General features: G+C 39.3%; 18 protein-coding genes. 15 read left to right on the forward strand and 3 right to left on the reverse strand.

The window, feature by feature from the left end; all coding sequences use genetic code 11:
* Window positions 1-2: 2 nt before the first annotated feature.
* The 14 genes from rimO (at window position 3) to BVU_RS16570 (ending at window position 14,365) form a co-directional block, all read left to right on the forward strand.
* A complete protein-coding gene (rimO, locus tag BVU_RS16505; protein ID WP_012055623.1) occupies window positions 3-1,301 on the forward strand; it encodes a 30S ribosomal protein S12 methylthiotransferase RimO in 1,299 nt (432 codons plus the stop codon).
* A gap of 73 nt (window positions 1,302-1,374) precedes the next feature.
* Window positions 1,375-1,647, forward strand: coding sequence for an HU family DNA-binding protein (locus BVU_RS16510; protein WP_005841299.1), 273 nt, complete (start codon window positions 1,375-1,377; stop codon window positions 1,645-1,647).
* Window positions 1,648-1,672: 25 nt separating this feature from the next.
* Entirely contained in the window at window positions 1,673-3,103 is a 1,431-nt protein-coding gene (locus BVU_RS16515; RefSeq protein ID WP_012055624.1) for an HU family DNA-binding protein, read from the forward strand.
* Window positions 3,104-3,388: 285 nt separating this feature from the next.
* Window positions 3,389-4,384, forward strand: coding sequence for an AAA family ATPase (locus BVU_RS16520; protein WP_005841303.1), 996 nt, complete (start codon window positions 3,389-3,391; stop codon window positions 4,382-4,384).
* A 205-nt stretch (window positions 4,385-4,589) separates the two neighbouring features.
* The gene (locus tag BVU_RS16525; RefSeq protein WP_012055625.1) at window positions 4,590-5,459 is read left to right on the forward strand and encodes a DUF58 domain-containing protein; all 870 of its coding nucleotides are present in this window, start codon (window positions 4,590-4,592) and stop codon (window positions 5,457-5,459) included.
* 5 nt (window positions 5,460-5,464) lie between these two features.
* Window positions 5,465-6,562, forward strand: coding sequence for a BatD family protein (locus tag BVU_RS16530; RefSeq protein WP_005841307.1), 1,098 nt, complete (start codon window positions 5,465-5,467; stop codon window positions 6,560-6,562).
* A 19-nt stretch (window positions 6,563-6,581) separates the two neighbouring features.
* Complete coding sequence (locus BVU_RS16535; protein ID WP_012055626.1) at window positions 6,582-7,580, forward strand: vWA domain-containing protein; 999 nt, start codon at window positions 6,582-6,584, stop codon at window positions 7,578-7,580.
* 12 nt (window positions 7,581-7,592) lie between these two features.
* Window positions 7,593-8,615: a VWA domain-containing protein gene (locus BVU_RS16540; RefSeq protein WP_005841321.1), complete on the forward strand. Its 1,023-nt coding sequence runs from the start codon at window positions 7,593-7,595 to the stop codon at window positions 8,613-8,615.
* Window positions 8,616-8,624: 9 nt separating this feature from the next.
* Window positions 8,625-9,332: a tetratricopeptide repeat protein gene (locus BVU_RS16545; protein ID WP_005841323.1), complete on the forward strand. Its 708-nt coding sequence runs from the start codon at window positions 8,625-8,627 to the stop codon at window positions 9,330-9,332.
* Window positions 9,333-9,371: 39 nt separating this feature from the next.
* Complete coding sequence (locus BVU_RS16550) at window positions 9,372-11,207, forward strand: BatD family protein (protein WP_005852490.1); 1,836 nt, start codon at window positions 9,372-9,374, stop codon at window positions 11,205-11,207.
* A gap of 19 nt (window positions 11,208-11,226) precedes the next feature.
* Window positions 11,227-12,045: a tetratricopeptide repeat protein gene (locus BVU_RS16555; RefSeq protein WP_005841327.1), complete on the forward strand. Its 819-nt coding sequence runs from the start codon at window positions 11,227-11,229 to the stop codon at window positions 12,043-12,045.
* A 10-nt stretch (window positions 12,046-12,055) separates the two neighbouring features.
* Window positions 12,056-12,763, forward strand: a complete 708-nt coding sequence (locus tag BVU_RS16560; RefSeq protein WP_005841329.1) for a phosphatase PAP2 family protein — start codon at window positions 12,056-12,058, stop codon at window positions 12,761-12,763.
* A 129-nt stretch (window positions 12,764-12,892) separates the two neighbouring features.
* Complete coding sequence (locus BVU_RS16565) at window positions 12,893-13,162, forward strand: hypothetical protein (protein ID WP_005852491.1); 270 nt, start codon at window positions 12,893-12,895, stop codon at window positions 13,160-13,162.
* Between the two features lie 75 nt (window positions 13,163-13,237).
* Window positions 13,238-14,365 (forward strand): universal stress protein, encoded by a 1,128-nt coding sequence (locus BVU_RS16570; RefSeq protein ID WP_012055627.1) that lies wholly within the window; start codon window positions 13,238-13,240, stop codon window positions 14,363-14,365.
* A 246-nt stretch (window positions 14,366-14,611) separates the two neighbouring features.
* On the opposite strand, the gene BVU_RS16575 is transcribed toward BVU_RS16570, so the two are convergent.
* The 3 genes from BVU_RS16575 to gyrA all read right to left on the reverse strand — a co-directional run bounded on the left by BVU_RS16575 (window position 14,612) and on the right by gyrA (window position 20,144).
* Window positions 14,612-15,970 carry a transposase gene (locus tag BVU_RS16575; RefSeq protein WP_008667781.1) on the reverse strand — a complete coding sequence of 453 codons (1,359 nt, stop codon included), beginning with the start codon at window positions 15,968-15,970 and terminating at the stop codon, window positions 14,612-14,614.
* A 358-nt stretch (window positions 15,971-16,328) separates the two neighbouring features.
* Window positions 16,329-17,546, reverse strand: coding sequence for a hypothetical protein (locus BVU_RS16580; protein ID WP_005844610.1), 1,218 nt, complete (start codon window positions 17,544-17,546; stop codon window positions 16,329-16,331).
* A 30-nt stretch (window positions 17,547-17,576) separates the two neighbouring features.
* On the reverse strand, window positions 17,577-20,144 hold the full coding sequence (gyrA, locus tag BVU_RS16585; protein ID WP_005844612.1) for a DNA gyrase subunit A: 2,568 nt from the start codon (window positions 20,142-20,144) through the stop codon (window positions 17,577-17,579).
* 364 nt (window positions 20,145-20,508) lie between these two features.
* Here gyrA and BVU_RS16590 point away from each other — a divergent pair, with 364 nt between their 5' ends.
* Complete coding sequence (locus BVU_RS16590; protein WP_005844614.1) at window positions 20,509-23,025, forward strand: ATP-dependent Clp protease ATP-binding subunit; 2,517 nt, start codon at window positions 20,509-20,511, stop codon at window positions 23,023-23,025.
* The last annotated feature ends 36 nt before the right edge of the window (window positions 23,026-23,061 follow it).

Here is a 23,061-nt window from a genome sequence, read left to right on the forward strand (position 1 = left end):
AAATGAAACGTAACACAATAGATATCATCACCTTAGGGTGTTCCAAAAACTTAGTAGACTCAGAAAAGCTGATGCGTCAGCTGGAAGCAAACGGTTATAAAGTAACTCACGATTCCGACAAACCGCAAGGAGAAATCGCAGTTATTAATACATGTGGTTTCATCGGTGATGCCAAAGAGGAATCGATCAATATGATATTGGAATTTTGTCAGGCCAAAGAAGAAGGGAAGCTCAAAAAACTATATGTGATGGGCTGCCTTTCAGAAAGATATCTAAAAGAATTGGCATTGGAAATTCCTCAAGTAGATAAATTCTATGGTAAGTTTAACTGGAATGAGTTGCTGGCAGATTTAGGCAAAGCATACAAGTCGGAATTTGCCATTGAACGGACATTAACCACACCCCATCACTACGCTTATCTGAAAATATCAGAAGGCTGTGACCGTAAATGCTCTTATTGCGCCATTCCTATTATTACAGGACGCCACATTTCACGGCCGATGGAGGAGATTATTGATGAAGTGAAACTACTTGTATCCGAAGGAGTAAAAGAGTTCCAAATTATAGCCCAAGAATTGACTTACTACGGCGTAGATTTATATAAAAGTCAGAAATTACCCGAACTCATCGAAAGAATCGCCAATGTTCCCGGTGTAGAATGGATACGTTTACACTATGCATATCCGGCCCATTTTCCGGAAGAATTATTCCGTGTTATGCGCGAACACGATAATGTATGCAAATATATGGATATTGCCTTGCAACACATTAGTGACAATATGCTGAATAAAATGCGCCGGCATGTAAGTAAAGCGGAAACCTACGAATTAATCGAAAAATTCCGTCGGGAAGTACCCGGTATTCACTTACGTACAACATTAATGGTAGGACATCCCGGTGAGACTGAAGAAGATTTTGAAGAATTAAAAGAATTCGTCAAAAAAGTACGATTCGACCGGATGGGAGCCTTCGCTTACTCGGAAGAAGAAGGAACATTCGCCGCTAAAGAATACGAAGATTCCATTTCTCATGAAGTGAAACAACAGCGTTTGGATGAATTAATGGCACTTCAGCAGGAAATAGCCGGCGAACTGAGCCAAACGAAAATAGGTAAAGAATTTAAAGTCATTATAGACCGGAAGGAAGGAGATTACTACATAGGCAGAACCCAGTTTGACTCTCCCGAGGTAGATCCTGAGGTCTTGATAAAAGCTGATGAGGAGTACTTAAAAATAGGTGAATTCTATAAAGTGAAAATTACAGCCGCTGATGATTTCGACCTATACGCCAGCATTTTATAGACCTTTGCCCTTATAAAGTTTGGATAATGTTTGTTTTTTTACTAATATAGCAACCAAATTAACACTTTAAGCTTTGAATAACAAAGAATTTATATCTGAATTATCACGTAAACTAGGATATACGAATAAAGATACATCACAATTGGTATCCTCAGTCATTGGTGTTATGACCCAGGAATTGCAAGATGGCAACAACATTGCAATCCAGGGATTTGGTACGTTTGAGGTTAAGAAAAAGCTGGAAAGAATTTCTATCAACCCGGCTACTCAACAACGTATGCTGATTCCCCCCAAGTTAGTGCTGACTTACAAACCCAGTGTAACTTTAAAAGAAAAGTTTAAATAAAATAGCCCTTATTTATAATATTATCATGAGCGAGAAAGTAACCATACAAGATATCATCGAACTTTTGGCTGAGAAACACAGCATGACTAAAAAAGATGCTGAAATCTTTGTCAAAGGAATGTTTGAACTGATAGAGGAAGCTTTAGTTACTGAAAAGTATGTAAAGGTTAAAGGACTAGGTACGTTTAAACTTACAGAGGTGGAGAGTCGTGAAAGTGTAAACGTAAATACGGGGGAAAGAATTGAAATACAGGGCCATACAAAAATATCTTTTACTCCGGATTCCAGTATGAAAGATTTAATAAATAAACCATTCGCTCATTTTGAAACGGTTATATTAAATGAAAACACCAAACTGGAAGATACCGAAACAGAAATAGAAGGAGAGGAGGAAGATACCTTTGACGGAAACGCGCCTAAGCCTAAACAAACAATTGCGGCTAAAGAGGTTGAGTTCATAGAAGCGGAAAATACAGAAGATTCTCCAAATGAGAATGCCATTGCCGCTGAAGACACTACTCCGGTTATTGAGGAAACAATTATTGAAGAACCTGTACCTTCTGTTGAAATTACAGAGGAAAAGATACAAATTATAGAACCGGAAAAAGAATCGGAAGATATTGTCACTGAAGCAGAAAAGGATATTGTTGCTGAAACAGCTGTTCCCCAAACGGTTTCCCCTTTAGCAGAAACAATAGAAGGAAACGAGGTAACAGACAAACCTCAAGAAGAAGTTATGACTATCGCCGATGCAGCCATACTGGCTGCTCGTAAAGCTTGTGAAGAAAAAACATCCTTGGAAACAATAGCGTCAGAAGAGGCAACCCCGTCAGAGAAAACAGTAATAACTCCTGTTACTTCTGATTTTGAAAAAGAACAGAAGATAGAGGAAACAACAGAGACACAAGAAATCTCAGAAGAGAAAAAGAACAGAGTTTCCCAGGGAGTTATTCTTGCTATCATTTTGATTGCCTGCATTGCAGGTGGCATATATTGGTATTTGCAATCAGATAAAACTTCGGATTTACAATCGCCGGCTACAATAAAAAACACCCAAGAACAATTGGAAGAGGATATTCCTGCAATTCCGGTTAATGACTCATTGATGCAAGGTAAAGATACCGCAAACATATGGACGAATGTTGCCGGAAAAGAGACCATCAGTCAATCACAACAGACTGTATCTCCTAGTACGGAAAAGAGTTCAGGCGTTGCGACAACCGCAAATGTTGCAAAAGAGACTTTAGCCGACACTGTAGAATATGACATAACAGGGACTAAAACTAATTACACATTACAAGAAGGAGAGAGTCTGGTAAAATTAGCAGTGAAATTCTATGGTACAAAAAAGCTATGGCCCTATATCGTGAAACATAATAAAAACATCATTAAAGATGCCGACAGAGTACCCATAGGGACTACTCTGCGTATTCCTGAACTAACTCCTAAAAAATAAGCCTTCTTGCATTTTGCCTGCTTTCGGCATAAATAAAGCAGGCAAAATACAAGAAGTAAAAAAAAGTGCGTTCAACTGATATTCTCACTCTACAAACCTTATCTTTGTATTTTAAAATTCTTTAGCCCAATAACCTTTAAAAAGTAGAGATGCACTTTACTTTTTTAATAAAAATTAGTTGCCGCTGTTAATTAATTAGCGTAATTTTGGCTGCGTTAAATGAACAAGGCTATTTACAAGCCCGTTATTAGATCAATAAAGAAACAACTAAATAAAAACAAAATTATGGCTGAAGCAATTGACATTCGCGAACTAAACGAACGAATTGAAAGACAAAGTGCGTTCGTAACCAACTTAATGACTGGTATGGACCAGGTTATTGTAGGTCAGAAACATTTGGTAGAATCATTACTTATCGGTTTACTGTCCGATGGTCATATCCTGTTGGAAGGTGTTCCGGGTCTGGCAAAGACTCTGGCGATCAAAACGCTTGCATCTTTGATTGATGCCAAGTACAGCCGAATCCAGTTTACTCCGGACTTGCTGCCCGCCGACGTTATCGGTACCATGATTTATAGTCAGAAAGACGAACAATTCATAGCAAAGAAAGGTCCGATTTTTGCAAATTTCGTATTGGCCGATGAAATTAACCGTGCCCCGGCTAAAGTACAGAGTGCTTTGCTGGAAGCCATGCAGGAACGTCAAGTCACACTGAGCAAGGAAACCTTTATGCTACCCGAACCTTTCCTTGTAATGGCTACTCAGAACCCGATTGAACAGGAAGGTACCTATCCGCTTCCCGAAGCCCAGGTAGACCGTTTTATGCTGAAAGTTATTATCGACTATCCGAAACTGGAAGAAGAAAAGAAAATCATCCGCCAAAATATCACCGGAGAGAAAATCGAAGTTCGCCCCATTCTGAAAGCAACAGATATTATGGAAGCCCGTAAAGTGGTGCGCCAAGTCTATCTGGACGAAAAGATAGAGCAATACATCGCTGATATCGTATTCGCAACCCGTTTCCCTGAAAAATATGACTTGAAAGAACTGAAAGACATGATTGGTTTCGGTGGTTCACCGCGTGCATCTATCAATCTGGCATTGGCAGCACGTAGTTATGCATTCATCAAACGTCGCGGTTACGTGATTCCCGAAGATGTTCGTGCAGTTGCTCACGATGTGCTTCGCCACCGTATCGGCTTGACTTACGAAGCAGAAGCCATGAACATGTCTTCTGATGAAATTGTAAGCAAAATCCTGAATAAAGTGGAAGTACCCTAAGGATTGTGTTCTGAGGCAGTTCTTAATTGCTTGACAGTTAGTAAGAAGACTTGGAAACAAAAGGTTGAGTACAGAGTTCCACATGGGTGGGACCGCCATTCCACCCATGTGGAACACCAAATGCATCCGTTTGAAAAACCATTCTCGATAGGAGAAAAAACAGAAACCGATGCACCGGATAAATAAACAACATAGTACGAACAGTATGGAAACAAGTGATTTATTAAAACGGGTTCGCCAGATTGAGATCAAGACACGCGGACTTTCGAACAATATCTTTGCCGGACAATATCACTCTGCATTCAAGGGAAAAGGTATGTCATTCTCGGAAGTACGTGAATATCAGTATGGTGACGACGTACGTGACATTGACTGGAACGTAACCGCCCGCTACAACAAACCCTTTGTCAAGGTGTTTGAAGAAGAGCGCGAATTGACGGTTATGCTCTTGATTGATGTTTCGAACAGCTTGGATTTCGGTACGGTGAAGCAGTTGAAGAAGGATATGGTGACCGAGATTGCCGCTACATTGGCATTCTCGGCCATTCAAAATAACGATAAAATCGGAGTTATTTTCTTTTCAGACCGGATTGAGAAATTCATTCCGCCTAAAAAAGGCCGTAAACATATTCTTTATATCATCCGTGAACTGCTTGATTTCAAGCCCGAAAGCAAGCGTACAGATATAAAGATAGCTGTGGAATATCTGACCAACGTAATTAAAAAACGTTGCACCACCTTTATGATAAGCGACTTTATAGATGAAAACGACTTCCGCAATGCTTTGACCATTGCCAACCGGAAACATGATATCGTAGCTATCCAGGTATACGACCGCCGCATGGCAGAGTTACCTGATGTGGGACTGATGAAAGTACGCGATGCCGAAACCGGCCACGAGCAATGGATTGACACCTCGTCACGAGCTTTGCGTCGCGCACATAATGACTGGTGGATACAGCGTCAGGGAGTATTGAATGAAACATTTACCAAAAGTAATGTGGACTCTGTATCTATCCGCACGGATCAGGATTATGTGAAATCGTTGCTTAACTTATTTGCTAAACGAAATTAAAGAATATGAATATACTGAATACTAGCAAAAAGTTCTTGAAAGCTGGAGTTTGTGCAATTATGCTGATAACAGCCGGACAGGCACAGGCACAGCAGGTTACGGTAGACGCCAGCATTGACTCGCTGCAACTTCTCATTGGCGAACAGGCTAAAGTGAAGCTGGAAATCAGCATGGATGCCAAGCAAAAACTGCAACTTCCGTTCCTGCGCGATACATTGGTAAAAGGAGTGGAGATATTGGATATAGCCAAGCCTGATACCCAGATGCTGAACGATGGAAAACGTATGCTGATAAAACAGGAATATACAATAACCTCTTTTGACTCGGCACTTTACTATCTCCCCCCATTCGAGGTGATGGTAAACGGAGAGCCTTACCGGTCCAAAGCATTGGCCGTAAAAGTATATTCCATTCCGGTAGACACGCTGCATCCCGAACAATTCTTCGGACCGAAGACCGTTCGCGAAGTACCTATCACCTGGGATGACGTATCGGCCATCGTATGGCTTACCTTGCTGATGCTTGCTTTGGGCGGACTGGCTTACTATCTGTTTGTACGCTACAAGGATAACAAGCCTATCATCAAGAAGATCAAGATTGAACCGAAGTTGCCGCCACACCAGCAGGCGTTGAAGGAAATAGAGCGTATCAAGGGAGACAAAACCTTGCGTACAGCCGATCCGAAGACCTATTATACCGAGCTGACGGATGTACTCCGCACTTATATGGAAGAACGATTCGGCTTTAACGCTATGGAGATGACTTCATCCGAAATTATTGATAAGCTACAGGAAATCAACGACAAAGAATCTATCAAGGATTTGATGTATTTGTTCCAGACTGCCGACTTGGTGAAATTCGCCAAACATTCTCCGTTGATGAACGAAAATGATATGAATCTGGTAAACGCAGTAGACTTCATCAATAATACAAAAGTGGAACCAGACCCGAATGCAAAGCCCGAACCTACGGAAATCACCGTGGAGGAAAAGCGAAGCAAACAGGGCAGAATGATTCTGCTGGGCAGCATCAGCATCATTGTTATTGCTATTGTGGTAATTCTGTATAAGGTGCTGAGTGGTGTATATAACCTCTGGTTTTAACAAATAAATACTAGGAACAATGATTTTTGCAAATATTGAATATCTATTTCTGCTGGTTCTGCTCATACCTTATATAGTATGGTACGTCATGAAGCGGAAGAAAACCGAGCCTACGCTTCAGGTTTCTACCACACGCATGTATATGAAGGCACCCAAAAGCTGGAAGATTTACTTGCTGCATACTCCGTTCGTACTCCGTACGGTGGCTATCATCATGGTAATCCTGATCTTGGCACGCCCTCAGACCACAGACAACTGGCAGAATACCGAAATAGAAGGAATCGACATCATGCTGGCAGTGGACGTTTCTACCAGTATGCTGGCCGAAGACTTGAAACCCAACCGACTGGAAGCTGCCAAACAAGTAGCTTCCGAGTTTATCAACGGCCGCCCCAATGATAATATCGGTCTGACCATCTTTGCCGGTGAGAGTTTTACCCAATGTCCGCTGACGGTAGACCATGGGGTGTTGCTGAATCTGTTCAACAGCATCAAAGGCGATATCGCCCAGCGCGGACTGATTGAAGATGGTACTGCCATCGGTATGGGCATTGCTAATGCGGTGACCCGTCTGAAGGACAGCAAGGCGAAATCGAAAGTGATTATTCTGCTGACGGATGGTAGCAATAACCGTGGAGATATTTCTCCGCTGACGGCTGCCGAGATAGCCAAACAGTTCGGAATCAGGATCTACACCATCGGTGTCGGTACAAACGGAACTGCTCCTTATCCGATGCAGACCTACGCAGGGACGCAATATGTGAATGTCCCCGTCGAGATAGACGAAAAGACTTTGACCGAGATTGCAGGTACAACGAACGGAAATTATTTCCGTGCCACCAGCAATTCCAAGTTGAAGGAAGTCTATCAGGAGATAGACAAACTGGAGAAAACGAAGTTGAACGTGAAGGAATTCAGCAAACGCGAAGAAGAATATCAGGTATTCGCCTGGATTGCTTTCTTCTGCATTTTGCTTGAACTCTTGTTGCGTAACTCAGTATTAAAGAAAATACCTTAAAAAAAGAAAGTCATGTTTCGATTTGCAGACCCGAACTTTTTATATTTACTCATCCTATTGCCGTTTTTGGTGGCGCTGTATTTGTATTCCAATTATCACCGCCGCCAAAATATTCGCAAATATGGTGATCCGGCATTGCTGAAAGGGCTCATGCCGACTATTTCCAAGTATCGTCCTGACATCAAGTTTTGGCTGACTTTTGCTGCGTTGACATTGGTTATACTGATGTTGGCCCGCCCACAGTTCGGCTCAAAGATGGAAACGGTGAAACGAAGTGGAGTGGAAGCTGTCATTGCCTTGGACATTTCAAACTCCATGCTGGCAGAAGATGTGACTCCCAGTCGTTTGGACAAATCAAAGAAATTGATTTCCAGACTGGTAGATACGTTCAATAATGATAAAGTGGGATTGATTGTTTTTGCAGGTGATGCTTTCACGCAATTGCCCATCACAAGCGATTATGTTTCCGCCAAAATGTTCTTGGAAACCATTAATCCGTCATTGATAACCACACAAGGTACGGATATCGGTGCGGCCATCCGCCTGGCAATGAAGAGTTTTACTCCGCAAGAAGGAGTGGGACGTGCAATTATTGTCATTACCGATGGTGAAAATCATGAAGGTGGGGCAGTAGAAGCAGCCCAAGAAGCAGCCGAAAAAGGTATGCAGGTATTTGTATTAGGAGTAGGTTCACCGGATGGTTCTCCAATTCCAGCTGAGGACGGTAGCAACAATTTCCGTCGCGATAAGGATGGAAATGTTATCGTCACCCGCTTGAATGAGCAGATGTGCCAGGAAATAGCCAAGGCTGGCAATGGAATGTATATTCGTGTGGATAATACCAACTCTGCCGAGAAGGTATTGAACAATGAAATCGCCAAACTGTCAAAAGCTGATGTAGAAAGTCAGGTTTATACTGAATTTGATGAACAGTTCCAGGCTTTGGCATGGCTGGTGCTTATCCTGCTGGTGGTAGAAATGCTTATTTTGGAACGGAAAAATCCGCTTTTCAAAAATGTCAGACTATTTAAATAAGGAATGCTTATGTTACAAAAAACCTATATCACTCTGTTATTCTTACTTGTGGCAAGCAGTGCCTTCGCCCAAAAAACAGAAAGAGATTATCTGCGCAGCGGAAACAAGCTGTATAATGACAGCTTGTTTATCAAAGCGGAGGTAGATTATCGTAAGGCATTGGAAATTAACCCGAAATCAACAGATGCCATGTTCAATTTGGGAAACTCGCTCTTGATGCAGCAAAAAGCAAAGGAAGCGATGGAACAGTTTGAATCTGCTTCTAAGGTAGAGAAGGACAAGGATAAACTGGCACAGATTTATCATAACATGGGAGTTATCCTTCAGTCGTCCAAGCAGTATCCACAGTGTATAGAGGCTTATAAGGAATCTTTACGGAATAACCCGAAAGATGATGAAACTCGTTATAACTTGGCTTTGGCGCAAAAGCTGTTGAAAGACCAACAGCAAAATCAAGACCAGAATCAGGATAAGAATCAAGATCAAAAACAAGATCAGAAAGACGACAAAAAGGATCAGAACAAAAACCAGCAAGAACAGGATAAGAAAGACCAACAAAATCAAAATCAGCAGCAACAGCAGCAAAATAAGGATGAAATGTCCAAGGAAAATGCCCAACAATTATTGAATGCTGTGATGCAAGATGAAAAGAATGTGCAAGACAAAGTTAAAAAACAACTGCAAATTCAAGGAAAGAAGTTGGATAAAGACTGGTAATTTCTTAATTTTGGCAAATAAAAAAATAATTAGATAGCAATGAGGAAAGTAATTCTCTTATTCATATTAATAACATCGGTGCTCGGAGCATGGGCAGACGGAAATGTGACGTTTACCGCTTCTGCGCCTGATGTAGTAGTAAGCGGGGATCAGTTCCGGCTGACTTATACGGTTAACACTCATAAAGTCAGGGATTTTCGTGCACCTAATATCAAGGGGTTCGATGTCTTAATGGGACCAAGCCGTTCACAGCAGAGTAGTACACAGATTATAAATGGTAATGTTACTTCTACCAGCTCCATTACTTTTACTTATATTTTGATGGCTGATAAAGAAGGAACTTACACCATTCCTGGTGCTACTATTGTGGCAGACGGACAAAACAAAACTTCAAATTCCGTACAAATCAAAGTATTACCGCCTGATCAAACAAATGGTGTTGGAGGTGGAAATAATAGCGGTGGAAGAACTTCTTCACGCAGTCAGGTTGCCGGAAGCAAAATAACCAATCAAGATTTGTTTATTACCGCAACAGCAAGTAAGACTACTGTTTATGAACAGGAAGCCATCTTGTTGACATACAAGGTCTATACTTTGGTAAACTTGCGCCAGCTGCGTGGTGACATGCCTAAACTAACCAACATTTATGTACAAGAAGTGGAACTTCCCCAACAAAAGACATTCTCTTTGGAACATTATAACGGAAGAAACTATAACACTACTGTGTGGAGTCAGTATGTACTTTTCCCCCAGCAATCGGGAAAAATAGAAATTCCGGCTATTACCTTTGAAGGGGTTATAGCTCAACAAGTTGCCTCAGACGATCCTTTTGATGCTTTCTTTAATGGTGGAAGTAACTATGTGGAAGTAAAGAAAAACATTGTCACTCCTAAGCTGACCATCAATGTGAAAGCATTGCCCGATGGCAAACCGGCTAATTTCTCCGGAGGAGTAGGAGAGTTTACTATCAGTTCGTCTATAAGTACAAAAGAACTGAAAACAAATGATGCTGTAACCATTAAGTTAGTCATTTCTGGTACAGGTAATTTGAAATTGGTCAATACTCCGGAAGTAGCTTTTCCAAAGGATTTTGAAGTATACGACCCCAAGATTGACAATAAATTTACATTAACTCGCGAAGGTTTGTCAGGCAATAAGGTGATAGAATATCTAGCAATTCCAAGACATGCCGGCAATTTCACTATTCCGCCTGTCGAATTTTCCTATTTTGACTTAAAAAGCAATAGCTATAAAACAATAAAAACAGAAGCTTACAACCTAAAAGTGGAAAAAGGTGCAGGAAATGCAGATCAAGTTATTGCAGACTTTACCAACAAGGAAGATTTGAAAGTATTGGGACAAGACATCCGCTACATCAAAATGGGGGAAACTAGTTTAACTCGTAAGGGAGATTTCTTCTTTGGCTCAACAACATATTATCTATGGTATATCATTCCATTGGTTCTCTTCGTTGTTTTCGTAATTGTCTATCGTAAAAAAGCTATTGAAAATGCAAATGTAGCAAAAGTACGTACTAAAAAAGCGAATAAAGTGGCTGCCAAACGCATGAAAAATGCAGGCAGATTATTAGCTGAAAACAAACAAGAAGCATTCTATGATGAGGTGTTGAAAGCACTTTGGGGATACATCAGTGATAAGTTGAATATCCCGGTTTCTCAATTGTCTAAAGATAATATCGAGGACGAATTGACCAAATATGGTGTTGCCCCCGAACTGATTAAAGATTTCATCGGAACATTGAATGAATGCGAGTTCGCCCGCTATGCTCCGGGTAATCAGAATGAAGCTATGGATAAAGTATATTCTTCGGCTGTTGAGGTCATCAGCAAAATGGAGAATAGTATAAAACACTAAATCAAAGGAGATTATAACAATGACAAAAATATATTTCATTTTGATATTCCTGATAAGTTTTGTCACAGTCTACGCACAGAATGAATCAGACTCTGCACAGGTTACCGCCCAAACAGAAATGCCACAAAGTGCTGCTGTGCAAACTTTCCCAACAAAGACAGAAGCCGATAGTGCATATATAAGAAACGACTTTGCAGCTTCTGTAGAGATGTATGAGAATATATTAAAAAACGAGGGGGAATCTTCCGATATTTATTATAATTTAGGTAACAGCTATTATAAAATGAATAACATTGCCAAAGCTGTCCTCAATTACGAACGTGCCTTGTTGCTAAACCCAGGAAATAGTGATATTCGTTTCAACCTAGAACTGGCTAGAAGCAAAACTGTAGACAAGGTAATCCCTTCTAGTAAAATGTTTTTCGTTACCTGGACTCAATCACTTATTAATACAATGAGTGAAAAGGCATGGGCACATACAGGCATCATCATGTTTATTCTGATGATATTGGCACTGTCTTTATTTATTTTCGGAAAACGAGTAGTCTTGAAGAAAGTAGGATTTATTTCAGCAATCTTTTTCTTTCTAGTGACTATTTTAGCAAATATATTTGCCTCAGAACAAAAATCTGAATTAATTAATCATGATAACGCTATTATAATGGCTCCTAGCGTTACAGTCAAAAGTACTCCTAACCAAAGTGGAACAGACTTATTTATTCTTCATGAAGGTAGGAAAGTAATAATTAAAGATAATACGATGAAGGAGTGGAAAGAAATTAAACTGGAAGACGGTAATGTGGGATGGGTACCTACCAATGTTATTGAAATCATTTAAAACATAATCAATGGATATACAACAGTACATAGCAGCAGATAAAGAATTACTACTGAATTTGAACGGAAGCCAATCCTTATTTTGGGACGGATTCATGTGGGTAGCTACCAGTACAATTGTATGGGTACCTGTAGCTGCTATGCTGTTATATATCATAATTAAAAATAATAAAATTCAAGAAGCATTATTGACTATCGTTATGATTGCCTTAGTCATAACTTTAGCAGATCAAATAGCTTCTGGTTTATGCAAACCGTTTTTCGCACGTTTCCGCCCAACACAAGACCCCAATATTATGTATATGGTTGATATTGTAAACGGATATAGAGGAGGACGATTTGGCTTCATATCCAGTCATGCTGCCAACACATTTGCTATTTCTGTCTTTTTATCTTTACTAATTAAAAGGAAATCTCTTACTTTTATGCTTCTTTTTTGGGCCGTACTCAATTCCTATTCTAGAATCTACTTAGGAGTGCATTATCCGGGAGATATTCTTTTTGGTACTATAGAAGGTTGTTTCATAGGATATTTGATTTATCTCCTTTATAAATTTATTCAAAAAAAAATCTTTTATAAACCACGTTGCATTTCTAATCAATACACTGCCAGCGGTTATTTGATTAGTGATATTAATTTATTCTACATAATTCTCATTTCTACTTATTTCTTCATTATTATAGCAGGTATGATTGTGACTCATACACTCAATCTATAATCAGCAAATTAACCATTATAAATTTACATACAGTCAAAAATAGCACAAAAAGATTTGTTTTATGCATTTTTTTGATTAAGTTTATACCATGATTTAAGTACTCACTTTTATAACTAAATTTAATACATCATGAGAACAATAACATTTAATGAACTGCGCAGAATCAAAGATTCATTACCTAGTGGGAGTATGCACAGAATCGCAGATGAACTCAATATGACCGTAGAAACTGTACGTAACTTTTTTGGTGGACACAATTTCAAGAATGGTAAAAGTGTTGGAATTCATTTGGAACCGGGACCAGATGGGGGACTAGTAATGCTAGATGATACAACAGTTCTTGAAAAAGCCCTTCAAATATTGAGAGAAACTGAAGAAAAAGTAACGCAAGAAGCGTAATATAAAATCCCGGTTGAATGCAACATTCAATTGGGATTTTTTGTTTAACCTGAAAATCACTTAAAATATAGAATTATGGAAGATAAATTGATAACCTTAGCAATCCTCACTTATGCTAAAGCACAGATTTTAAAGAATGTACTTGAGAATGAAGGAATTGAAGCGTACATTCACAATGTGAATCTTATTCAACCTGTCATATCTTCTGGAGTAAGGCTAAGAATTAAAGAAAGCGACCTGCCTCATGCTTTGCAGATTATAGAAAGTTCTGCATGGCTTTCAGAAGATATAATCAAAGGTAAGGAGAGCAGCTCAGAAAGAAATAAAGAAAAAAGAAAAGTACTTATCCCGATAGACTTTTCAAACTATTCTCTTAAAGCCTGCCAATTTGGTTTTTCTTTTGCTAATGCTATTAATTCAGAAGTTGTGCTTCTACATGCTTATTTCAGTCCTATTTATGTGCCTACAATTCCTTATGGAACTGATAATTTCAATTTTCAGATCGAAAGAGAAGAATCTGTAAAAAGTATGATAGAAACAGTGCACAACGAGTTGAATAAACTTTCTGATACAATCAAAAAGAAAGTTGAGTCGGGAGAGTTTCCTAATATAAAATATACTTGCATTTTGCGTGATGGTATTCCCGAAGAAGAAATCTTACGATATGCTAAAGAATATAATCCTCAGATAATTATAATGGGAACAAGAGGGAGAAGCCAAAAAGATATAGACTTGATTGGTAGCGTTACAGCTGAAGTTATAGAAAGAAGCAAATCCTTTGTATATGCTATTCCAGAACATACACCACTAAAAACATTCAATGATATAAAAAAAGTAGCTTTTGTGACCAATTTTGACCAAAGGGATCTAATAGCTTTTGACTCCTTGATAAATGCTTTTAAATCGTTTCATTTTGCTGTTTCCTTCATTCATTTAAGTACAGATAACGATGCATGGAATGAAATAAAACTAGCAGGTATTAAAGATTACTTTCAAAAACAATACTCTAAATTGGAACTATATTATAATGTAGTGAAAGAAGATAACATACTGAACAATTTGGACAACTATGTAAAAGAAGAAAATATAGACGTGATTTGCATCACAAATTATAAACGAAACATATTTGCTAGATTGTTTAATCCTAGCATAGCAAGAAAAATGATATTTCATGCTAATACACCTATATTAGTAATAAAATAAAGAATCAAGAAGGGTAGCACAAGCAAATCACAATGTGTTACCCTTCAACATATTAATGTTCACTTAGGGATATTCAGTAAATGTCTCTAAAAAATAAGATGGCATATGAAGATGATAGGGCATGACCATTTCATATGCCATTCTTATTGTCATTTTTCCGTGCTTTCTCACATACTTCTATCCGACAGGACATGACGTTCCGGAAGAAGTCTGATGACCTCTTCTGATTCTGTGAGTAAAATCATATCATGCTGCTTTAGCTGTTTTGTTTCTGATTTTTTCTATCATCAGTATGGCATTTGCCGTATGTATTCCAAAGAAAATCCACAGTATTTCCGTCTTCCTGTTTCTGGCCTTTATCCTTGAGAGCGAGTAATGTTGCTTTTGAGTGCCGAAGCTTCCTTCAAGCCGTGTTGCCCTTTCTTTTGAGAGTTCGCTTCTAAGCACCTTCCTCAAAGGCTCATCTTTGGCCGCCCTTCCCTTGCGCACAAAGGATGTGGATATCCCATATTTTGTACAGAACTTTCTGTTGGCATTATTGGCATATATGGAATCGGCAGCCACACATCTTACCCTTACATTCATAAGCTTCTGCTGCATACGGATACAGTCCTTCAAGCGTATACCCTCATTGAATGCCTTGAACGAGAGGTGTTCGATGAACGATATGCCGTCTATCTGTATATTATTGACCTTTGCACCGAACTCGACGGACTTGGTTTCCTTGCCTCTGACGATGGGACGTACATAATGACGGTCAATGCTGACGATGCGGTCACTGACTTTCCGCCCTTCAAACATTTCCTTTTCTTGTACAAGCACCTTTCTGATGATGGAAAGACGCTTATGATAATCCTGGGTATATCGGAGTAAAGCACCGTACTCGCTATGGATCCCATCCCTTTGACTGAGGAGCTTTTCAAGAAGCTTGATCATACGGCGCTTAAGCATTCTTGTCCTTGAAGCTCTCCTCTTTCTTTTCTTGCAGTAGGACAGATAGGATTCCGCCACATTCCTGTATTTGTTGCGCGGACGCCTTATGCCCAACTCCCTGCAATGCCGGCATATATGCCTGTAGAGCCATTCGAGGCTTTCCCAAAGGAGTTTCATGTCCGTAGGAAAACGCATGTGGCTTTCATAGCATGTGGCATCGGTCATGCAGACGTGAAGGTTATCAAGATAAGGTTTCCAGTGTGAAGCCAGGAGCTCCTGGAAAGAATCAATGTCAAGGCGGGATGCTATCTCATTACGGATGGCACTGACTATCTTGAAGTTGGTTATGGGAAGGGACGGGGGAATCATAATTCCACAGAAAATCTGGTAGTGTATGTTCCCGTTCAGATGTTCCACCAGTTGCCTGTCGGAGAATCCGGTGTATGCCTTCAGGACCATAAGGGCGATCTTTGCGGAAGGACTGAATCTGTTCCTGCGTCCCAGGCGCCGGTCCGACAGGCCGGCGGCTTTTGCCATACATTCAAACGGAAAGACCGAATGAAGCTTGCCAAGCTCACTCTCATTAAAACTCTTGCGGTATTTTTCCAGAATATCAAATTCTGTAAAACCCAAAGTAGGGTGAATTTCTGAAATATTCACTATCTTTGCCATATCTTATTAGTTTGGATATTTCCCCCGTTTTGGCCGTCAAATCTTATTTTCGGGGGAATACCTAAAGATACAAAAAAGCCAACTAATTCGCAATACTTTGTGTATGAATTAGTTGGCTGATTTTGTAATATTTAATGAATGTCCCCACTTAGTATTTAATTAAACATAATACTGATTATATATCAAAAATGGCTCGCGTAAATAGACTTGAAAAAGGGATTGGTTGATTAATAAAGACGAAAATAAATTTTGCCATAACGCAAAAAACTAATATCTAAAGATACATAAACTTTAGATAATAACAAAGCCCAGACTGGAAAAGTCCGAGCTTTGTGCATAAATAAATAGAAAGATCGTATTAATATCCTAATTCTTTTTCCAAAGAATCATATTCAGCTCTATTTAACTTCCAATAAATATTTAGCAAATAATTTCCCCACAAAGCTTTATTATCAGGCTTTAATTCTTTTGCCTTCTCATAATATGGTTTAGCTTTCTCATACAACTCTTTAATCTTATTTTCGTTTTCATTGTATTTGGGATCATCAATAGCTAACTTTGCATTTTCCTCAACAATAATCTGGGCTGGGAAAAAATAACAATCACCAATCTTTGAATATGCTTCAGCAACTAAATCTCCGTTGTTTGAAATAATTTTATTAAATATAGCAACTGCATCATCATACTGCTTTTTCTCATACAATAAGATACCTTTTACATAAAGATAGTACGGAGTTTCACTCGTAGCAAGCAATTTATTAATTTGAGCCAAACCCTCATCAACCATACCTTTTTGAATATAATAATCCATAATATTACCAACAAAGTATTCTTGCTTAGGAAACGATTCAGTACCTTCTTTGATTACTTCAAGCCATTTTGCAGAATCACCACCTTCTTTCTGACCATATGTTTCAGCCAAGCACATTAATGCTCTATAACCTTCTTCTTTATGATTCTTACCTATATTGCCATATTTGATGACAGCTTGATTGTCTTTCAGCATATTAGCAGCTAAAGTTGCATAACAAGCATATAATGCATTCAAAGTGTCAGCCTTCAACTCATCATCATCAGCAAACATAGGCTCGTTTACTACATCAACAAATAATCCAAAATATTTTAGAGCATCAGCATAATCTCCTTTATTGTAAGCATCACCACCACCATTAACTAGGTTTAAACGCAAAGTCTTCAAAGCATCTGCATTCTTCTTTCTGAATTTGGGTTTCTTTAACTCACCACTTTGGACTTTAGCCTGCTCTATTTCATCGCATTTCAAGTAGAAGTCATACATCTTAGCTAAGCTGTTATAAAGCTTAGTTGTATCTGCCTGACCTCCGGGTAAATAAAGTTTCATGTTTTCTTCATCATAAATTGCTTTCTGAAAATCTCCAGCTAATTTCCATGTTTCCGGATCATTAGCGGTTTCAGGATTAGTTAAAGCCGGTTCGATAGCTTTTGCAGCTTCTTCAGGTTTGCTTTTCAAGGATTTAGCCTCCTTAACAACACTTACTTGTGCAGACACAAAGCAAGCTGTTAACAATAAAGCCACTGTAAATAATACTTTTCTCATGATTTTGTGGATTTAATAATACAATTTATTTTATTCTTCACTATTTGCTTCGGCAGTTAAATCTGAATTAGTATCAGAATTAGTAGTACCACCACTCTCTCCTTCAGTTATATTTTCAAGATCTGTATTTGAATTTTCATCTGTAACCTCTTCTTCAGATGTCACCTTACATACAGAGCCTATTTGGTCATTACGTTTCTCCAAATTTATCAATCGCACACCTTGTGTTGCACGTCCCATGATGCGGACTTCAGCGACTTTTAAACGAATTGTAATACCAGATTTATTAATAATCATCAAGTCATTCTCATCTGTAACAGACTTGATAGCTACCAATTTACCCGTTTTATCTGTAATATTCAACGTTTTTACACCCTTACCGCCACGATTGGTCTTACGATAATCTTCGATATCAGAACGTTTACCGTATCCTTGTTCAGAAACTACCATAATTGATTCAGCTTCAGGATCTTTTATACAAATCATACCGATAACTTCATCGCCACCATCTTCATCCAAAGTCATACCACGCACCCCTGTAGCCGTACGTCCCATAACACGAACCGCACTTTCGTGAAAGCGAATTGCACGCCCGTTACGGTTAGCAATAATGATTTCATTATCACCGTTAGTCATACGAACTTCAATCACTTTATCATCCTCACGAATAGTTATCGCATTAACACCATTCTGGCGAGGCCGTGAGTATTGTTCCAACAAAGTCTTTTTAATGACGCCATTCTTTGTACAGAACAGCACATAATGGCTGTTAATGAACTCGGTATCATTAAGGTTTTTCACACGTAGATATGCTGTAACCACGTCATCGGAATCAATATTCAGCAAATTCTGAATAGCGCGTCCTTTAGCATTTTTAGTTCCTTCGGGAATTTCGTAAACTTTCAACCAATAGCACTTACCTTTCTGAGTGAAGAACATCATAGTATTGTGCATTGTAGCCGGATAAATATGCTCTACAAAGTCTTCATCACGGGTTTCACTTCCTTTTGATCCAACTCCACCCCTATTTTGGGCACGGAATTCTGATAAAGGAGTACGTTTGATATATCCCATATGAGATATCGTGATAACCATCTGATCATCAGCATAAAAATCTTCCGGATTAAATTCTTCTGAAGAATAAACTATTTCAGACCGACGCGCGTCCCCATACTTCTCTTTTACCTCTACTAACTCATCTTTGATTACTTTTTTACAAAGTTCATCATTTGAAAGAATTTCTTCATAATAAGCAATCTGTTTCATCACCTCTTCATATTCTGCGTGAAGCTGATCTTGCATCAAACCTGTTAATTGGCGCAAACGCATTTCTACAATAGCACGTGCCTGAATTTCACTCAGATTAAAACGCTCTATTAACCCTGCTATGGCATCATTAGGGGTTTTTGCAGCACGAATAATACGGATCACTTCATCAATATTATCAGAAGCTATAATCAATCCTTCAAGAATATGAGCACGCTCCTGTGCCTTCCGTAAATCATACTGAGTACGACGAATTACCACATCATGACGATGTTCTACAAAATATCTGATTAAATCTTTCAGATTCAACATTTTGGGGCGACCATGGACCAGAGCGATATTATTTACTCCAAATGAAGTTTGCAGAGCTGTCATTTTGAACAATTTGTTCAGCACCACACTAGCATTTGCATCACGTTTAACATCAATAACAATACGCATACCTTCACGGTCGGATTCATCATTTACATACGAAATACCATCAATCTTCTTGTCATTGACTAAAGATGCGATATTTTCAATCAATTCCTTCTTATTTACATTATAAGGAATTTCATTAACTATGATCTTGTCATGTGTAGTATGAGTTTCTATCTCAGCCTTAGCACGCATCACTACTCTACCACGTCCGGTTTCGTAAGCATCGCGTACCCCGCTTATACCATATATATATCCACCTGTAGGGAAATCCGGTGCTTTTACATATTGCATAAGCCCTTCAATATCAATATCATTATTGTCAATGTAAGCAATACATGCATCGATTACTTCAGAAAGATTATGGGTAGGCATATTGGTTGCCATACCTACAGCAATACCGGATGCTCCATTTACCAACAAGTTAGGAATCCGTGTTGGCATGACAGTCGGTTCCTGCAACGTGTCATCAAAATTATTCTGAAAATCAACAGTTTCCTTATAAAGATCCTGCATCATCTCTTCACCTATTTTCTTTAATCTTGCTTCCGTATAACGCATGGCAGCAGGGCTGTCACCATCAACAGAGCCGAAGTTACCCTGACCATCTACCAACGGATATCTCATAGCCCAATCCTGAGCCATTCTGACCAAAGCTCCATACACGGAAGAGTCACCATGCGGGTGATATTTACCCAAAACTTCACCTACAATTCTTGCTGATTTCTTATAAGCTTTATCGGAGGTATTTCCCAGTTCAATCATACCATATAAGATACGTCTATGAACCGGTTTAAAGCCATCGCGAACATCCGGGAGGGCGCGCGCAACAATTACTGACATTGAGTAATCAATGTACGACGACTTCATTTCCTCTTCGATGTTAATCTTTATAATTCTGTCTTGTTCTAGCATTTAAACAAATATTAATTATACATCTTTTTGGTTTACCAAAAACCACGCTAAAGTACTACTTTTATACGACATACGAAACAAAACCCATAAAAAAGTTAAGTCTATTAAATGTTTTTACTTATATAAGTAAAAAGTATCCCTATACCTTATTTTATAGTATATAGTGATTATCACTCCCACTTCTCATTTACTTTGTGAATAGTTCGCTATAACCCTTATTTTTGTTTAATCCATTTAGCCTGTCAAAGCTTGGCATACATTTTGTTATGCTAATATAAATAAGAAAACAATGGTATGCATTGTTATTATGTGTATCTTTGCACACTGGGAAATAAATACTATACTTTAGGAGGACGATAAATTTATGAACAATCAATTTACACAAAGAGTGTCCGATATCATCATGTATAGCAAGGAAGAAGCCAACAGGCTGCGAAATAGCTATATTGGTCCCGAACACTTGTTGTTGGGACTGATACGTGAAGGTGAAGGAAAAGCTATCGAGATTTTGTTTAATTTGCAAATAAACTTACAGGACATAAAAAATCAGTTGGAGGCCATTGTGAAAAACAATGCAGAAAATGACACCACCTATGACGAGAATATTAGCTTTAATGACAAAGCATCCAAAGTGTTAAAGCTATGTATTCTAGAGGCTAAGTTATTGAGAAACATTGCGGCTGACTCTGAACATATTTTGTTAGCAATTATGAAGGTCAAGGATAATGCAGCTTTCCACGTCTTGGAAAGCAATGGCGTAACATACGAAAAAATCAAACTCACTTTACAACCAGACACCCATGCAGGTCTGGGGTTCAGTGAGGACGAGGATGAAGACGAGGATATACGTCAGAGTCCAAGTGGCAATAAATCAAATGCAGCACAACAGCAGGCACGCCCGGCACAAAAAAAGCCGGCTAATGACACTCCTGTACTCGACAATTTCGGCACAGACATGACAAAAGCTGCCGAAGAAGGAAAACTAGATCCTGTAGTTGGCCGGGTGAAGGAAATAGAGCGACTGGCACAAATATTGAGCCGTCGCAAGAAAAACAACCCAATTTTGATTGGCGAACCGGGAGTCGGCAAATCTGCCATTGTTGAGGGACTTGCATTACGGATTGTGGAAAAGAAAGTATCACGTATCTTATTTGACAAACGAGTGATAGCTCTTGATATGACTGCCGTTGTCGCAGGCACTAAATATCGTGGACAATTCGAGGAACGTATTCGTTCTATCTTAAACGAGTTGAAGAAGAATCCTAACATCATTCTTTTCATCGATGAAATCCACACTATTGTGGGAGCAGGTTCTGCAGCGGGCTCAATGGATGCAGCCAATATGTTGAAACCCGCATTGGCCAGAGGCGAGATTCAATGCATCGGAGCGACGACGTTGGACGAATACCGCCAAAACATTGAAAAAGACGGTGCATTGGAACGTCGGTTCCAAAAGGTTATTGTAGAACCAACAACTGCAGAAGAGACACTTCAGATATTGAAAAATATCAAGGATAAATACGAGGATCATCATAATGTGAACTATACAGATGCAGCCCTTGAAGCTTGTGTGAAACTAACAGACCGATATATCACAGACCGTAACTTCCCCGATAAAGCGATAGATGCTTTAGATGAAGCCGGCTCGCGCGTACATCTTACTAATATCACTGCTCCTAAAGAAATAGAAGAACAGGAAAAACTGATTGATGAGATGAAATCTCTTAAAAATGAAGCTGTCAGGCTACAGAATTTCGAACTGGCCGCCAGTTATCGTGACAAAGAGAAAGAATATACGAATCAGCTTGATACCCTGAAGGAAGAATGGGAAAAAAGTCTGAAGGAAAACCGGGAAACGGTAGATGACGAACAAATAGCTGAAGTCGTTTCCATGATGTCAGGCGTACCTGTACAAAGAATGGCACAGGCTGAAGGAATGAAATTATTAGGAATGAAAGACGATCTGCTTTCTAAAGTTATCGGTCAGGACAAAGCAATCGCCACACTGGTAAAAGCTATTCAAAGAAGCCGTGTAGGCCTGAAAGATCCTAATAAGCCGATTGGTACATTCATGTTTCTAGGTCCGACAGGTGTCGGCAAGACTCATTTGGCCAAGGAGTTAGCGAAACTAATGTTCGGTTCAGCAGATGCACTTATCCGCATTGACATGAGTGAATATATGGAAAAATTCACCGTATCCCGTCTGGTAGGAGCACCTCCCGGATACGTAGGTTATGAAGAAGGTGGGCAGCTGACGGAGAAAGTAAGGCGTAAACCCTACTCTATCGTTTTATTGGATGAAATTGAAAAAGCGCATCCCGATGTATTCAACATATTGTTGCAAGTGATGGATGAAGGTCGGTTGACTGACAGTTATGGCAGAACTGTAGACTTTAAAAATACCATAGTCATCATGACATCTAATATTGGAACCCGCCAACTGAAAGAATTCGGAAAAGGAATCGGATTTGCCGCCCAGGTCCGTACTGATGACAAAGAATACTCGCGCAGCGTGATTACAAAAGCTTTGAATAAGTCTTTTGCGCCCGAATTCATCAATCGTTTGGACGAAATAATAACTTTCGACCAACTCGATCTGGATGCACTGACCCGGATTATTGATATTGAACTTAAGGGCCTTTACAGTCGTGTGAAAAACATTGGTTACAAGCTTGTTATTGACGAAGATGCCAAAAAGTTTGTAGCCACCAAAGGTTACGATGTACAGTTTGGAGCACGCCCATTGAAACGTGCCATCCAAAACAACTTGGAGGATGGCATCTCCGAGCTGATACTTGGATCAGAAATGGCAGCTGGTGACACGATCAAGGTAAGCTATGACAAAGAAAAAGACCTCATTGTCATGACTGTGGAAAAGTAAAGAGTCCAAAGTTATTCAAAAAATAACAGACAAAAT

It is taken from the genome of Phocaeicola vulgatus ATCC 8482 (assembly GCF_000012825.1).
In the GTDB taxonomy this organism is placed as follows: domain Bacteria; phylum Bacteroidota; class Bacteroidia; order Bacteroidales; family Bacteroidaceae; genus Phocaeicola; species Phocaeicola vulgatus.

Excerpts from the sequence above, each read along its gene's own strand:
- rimO (WP_012055623.1), top strand. The coding sequence starts at position 3 with ATGAAACGTAACACAATAGATATCATCACCTTAGGGTGTTCCAAAAAC.
- BVU_RS16515 (WP_012055624.1), top strand. The coding sequence starts at position 1,673 with ATGAGCGAGAAAGTAACCATACAAGATATCATCGAACTTTTGGCTGAG.
- BVU_RS16520 (WP_005841303.1), top strand. The coding sequence starts at position 3,389 with ATGGCTGAAGCAATTGACATTCGCGAACTAAACGAACGAATTGAAAGA.
- BVU_RS16525 (WP_012055625.1), top strand. The coding sequence starts at position 4,590 with ATGGAAACAAGTGATTTATTAAAACGGGTTCGCCAGATTGAGATCAAG.
- BVU_RS16530 (WP_005841307.1), top strand. The coding sequence starts at position 5,465 with ATGAATATACTGAATACTAGCAAAAAGTTCTTGAAAGCTGGAGTTTGT.
- BVU_RS16535 (WP_012055626.1), top strand. The coding sequence starts at position 6,582 with ATGATTTTTGCAAATATTGAATATCTATTTCTGCTGGTTCTGCTCATA.
- BVU_RS16540 (WP_005841321.1), top strand. The coding sequence starts at position 7,593 with ATGTTTCGATTTGCAGACCCGAACTTTTTATATTTACTCATCCTATTG.
- BVU_RS16545 (WP_005841323.1), top strand. The coding sequence starts at position 8,625 with ATGTTACAAAAAACCTATATCACTCTGTTATTCTTACTTGTGGCAAGC.
- BVU_RS16550 (WP_005852490.1), top strand. The coding sequence starts at position 9,372 with ATGAGGAAAGTAATTCTCTTATTCATATTAATAACATCGGTGCTCGGA.
- BVU_RS16555 (WP_005841327.1), top strand. The coding sequence starts at position 11,227 with ATGACAAAAATATATTTCATTTTGATATTCCTGATAAGTTTTGTCACA.
- BVU_RS16560 (WP_005841329.1), top strand. The coding sequence starts at position 12,056 with ATGGATATACAACAGTACATAGCAGCAGATAAAGAATTACTACTGAAT.
- BVU_RS16565 (WP_005852491.1), top strand. The coding sequence starts at position 12,893 with ATGAGAACAATAACATTTAATGAACTGCGCAGAATCAAAGATTCATTA.
- BVU_RS16570 (WP_012055627.1), top strand. The coding sequence starts at position 13,238 with ATGGAAGATAAATTGATAACCTTAGCAATCCTCACTTATGCTAAAGCA.
- BVU_RS16575 (WP_008667781.1), bottom strand. The coding sequence starts at position 15,970 with ATGGCAAAGATAGTGAATATTTCAGAAATTCACCCTACTTTGGGTTTT.
- BVU_RS16580 (WP_005844610.1), bottom strand. The coding sequence starts at position 17,546 with ATGAGAAAAGTATTATTTACAGTGGCTTTATTGTTAACAGCTTGCTTT.
- gyrA (WP_005844612.1), bottom strand. The coding sequence starts at position 20,144 with ATGCTAGAACAAGACAGAATTATAAAGATTAACATCGAAGAGGAAATG.
- BVU_RS16590 (WP_005844614.1), top strand. The coding sequence starts at position 20,509 with ATGAACAATCAATTTACACAAAGAGTGTCCGATATCATCATGTATAGC.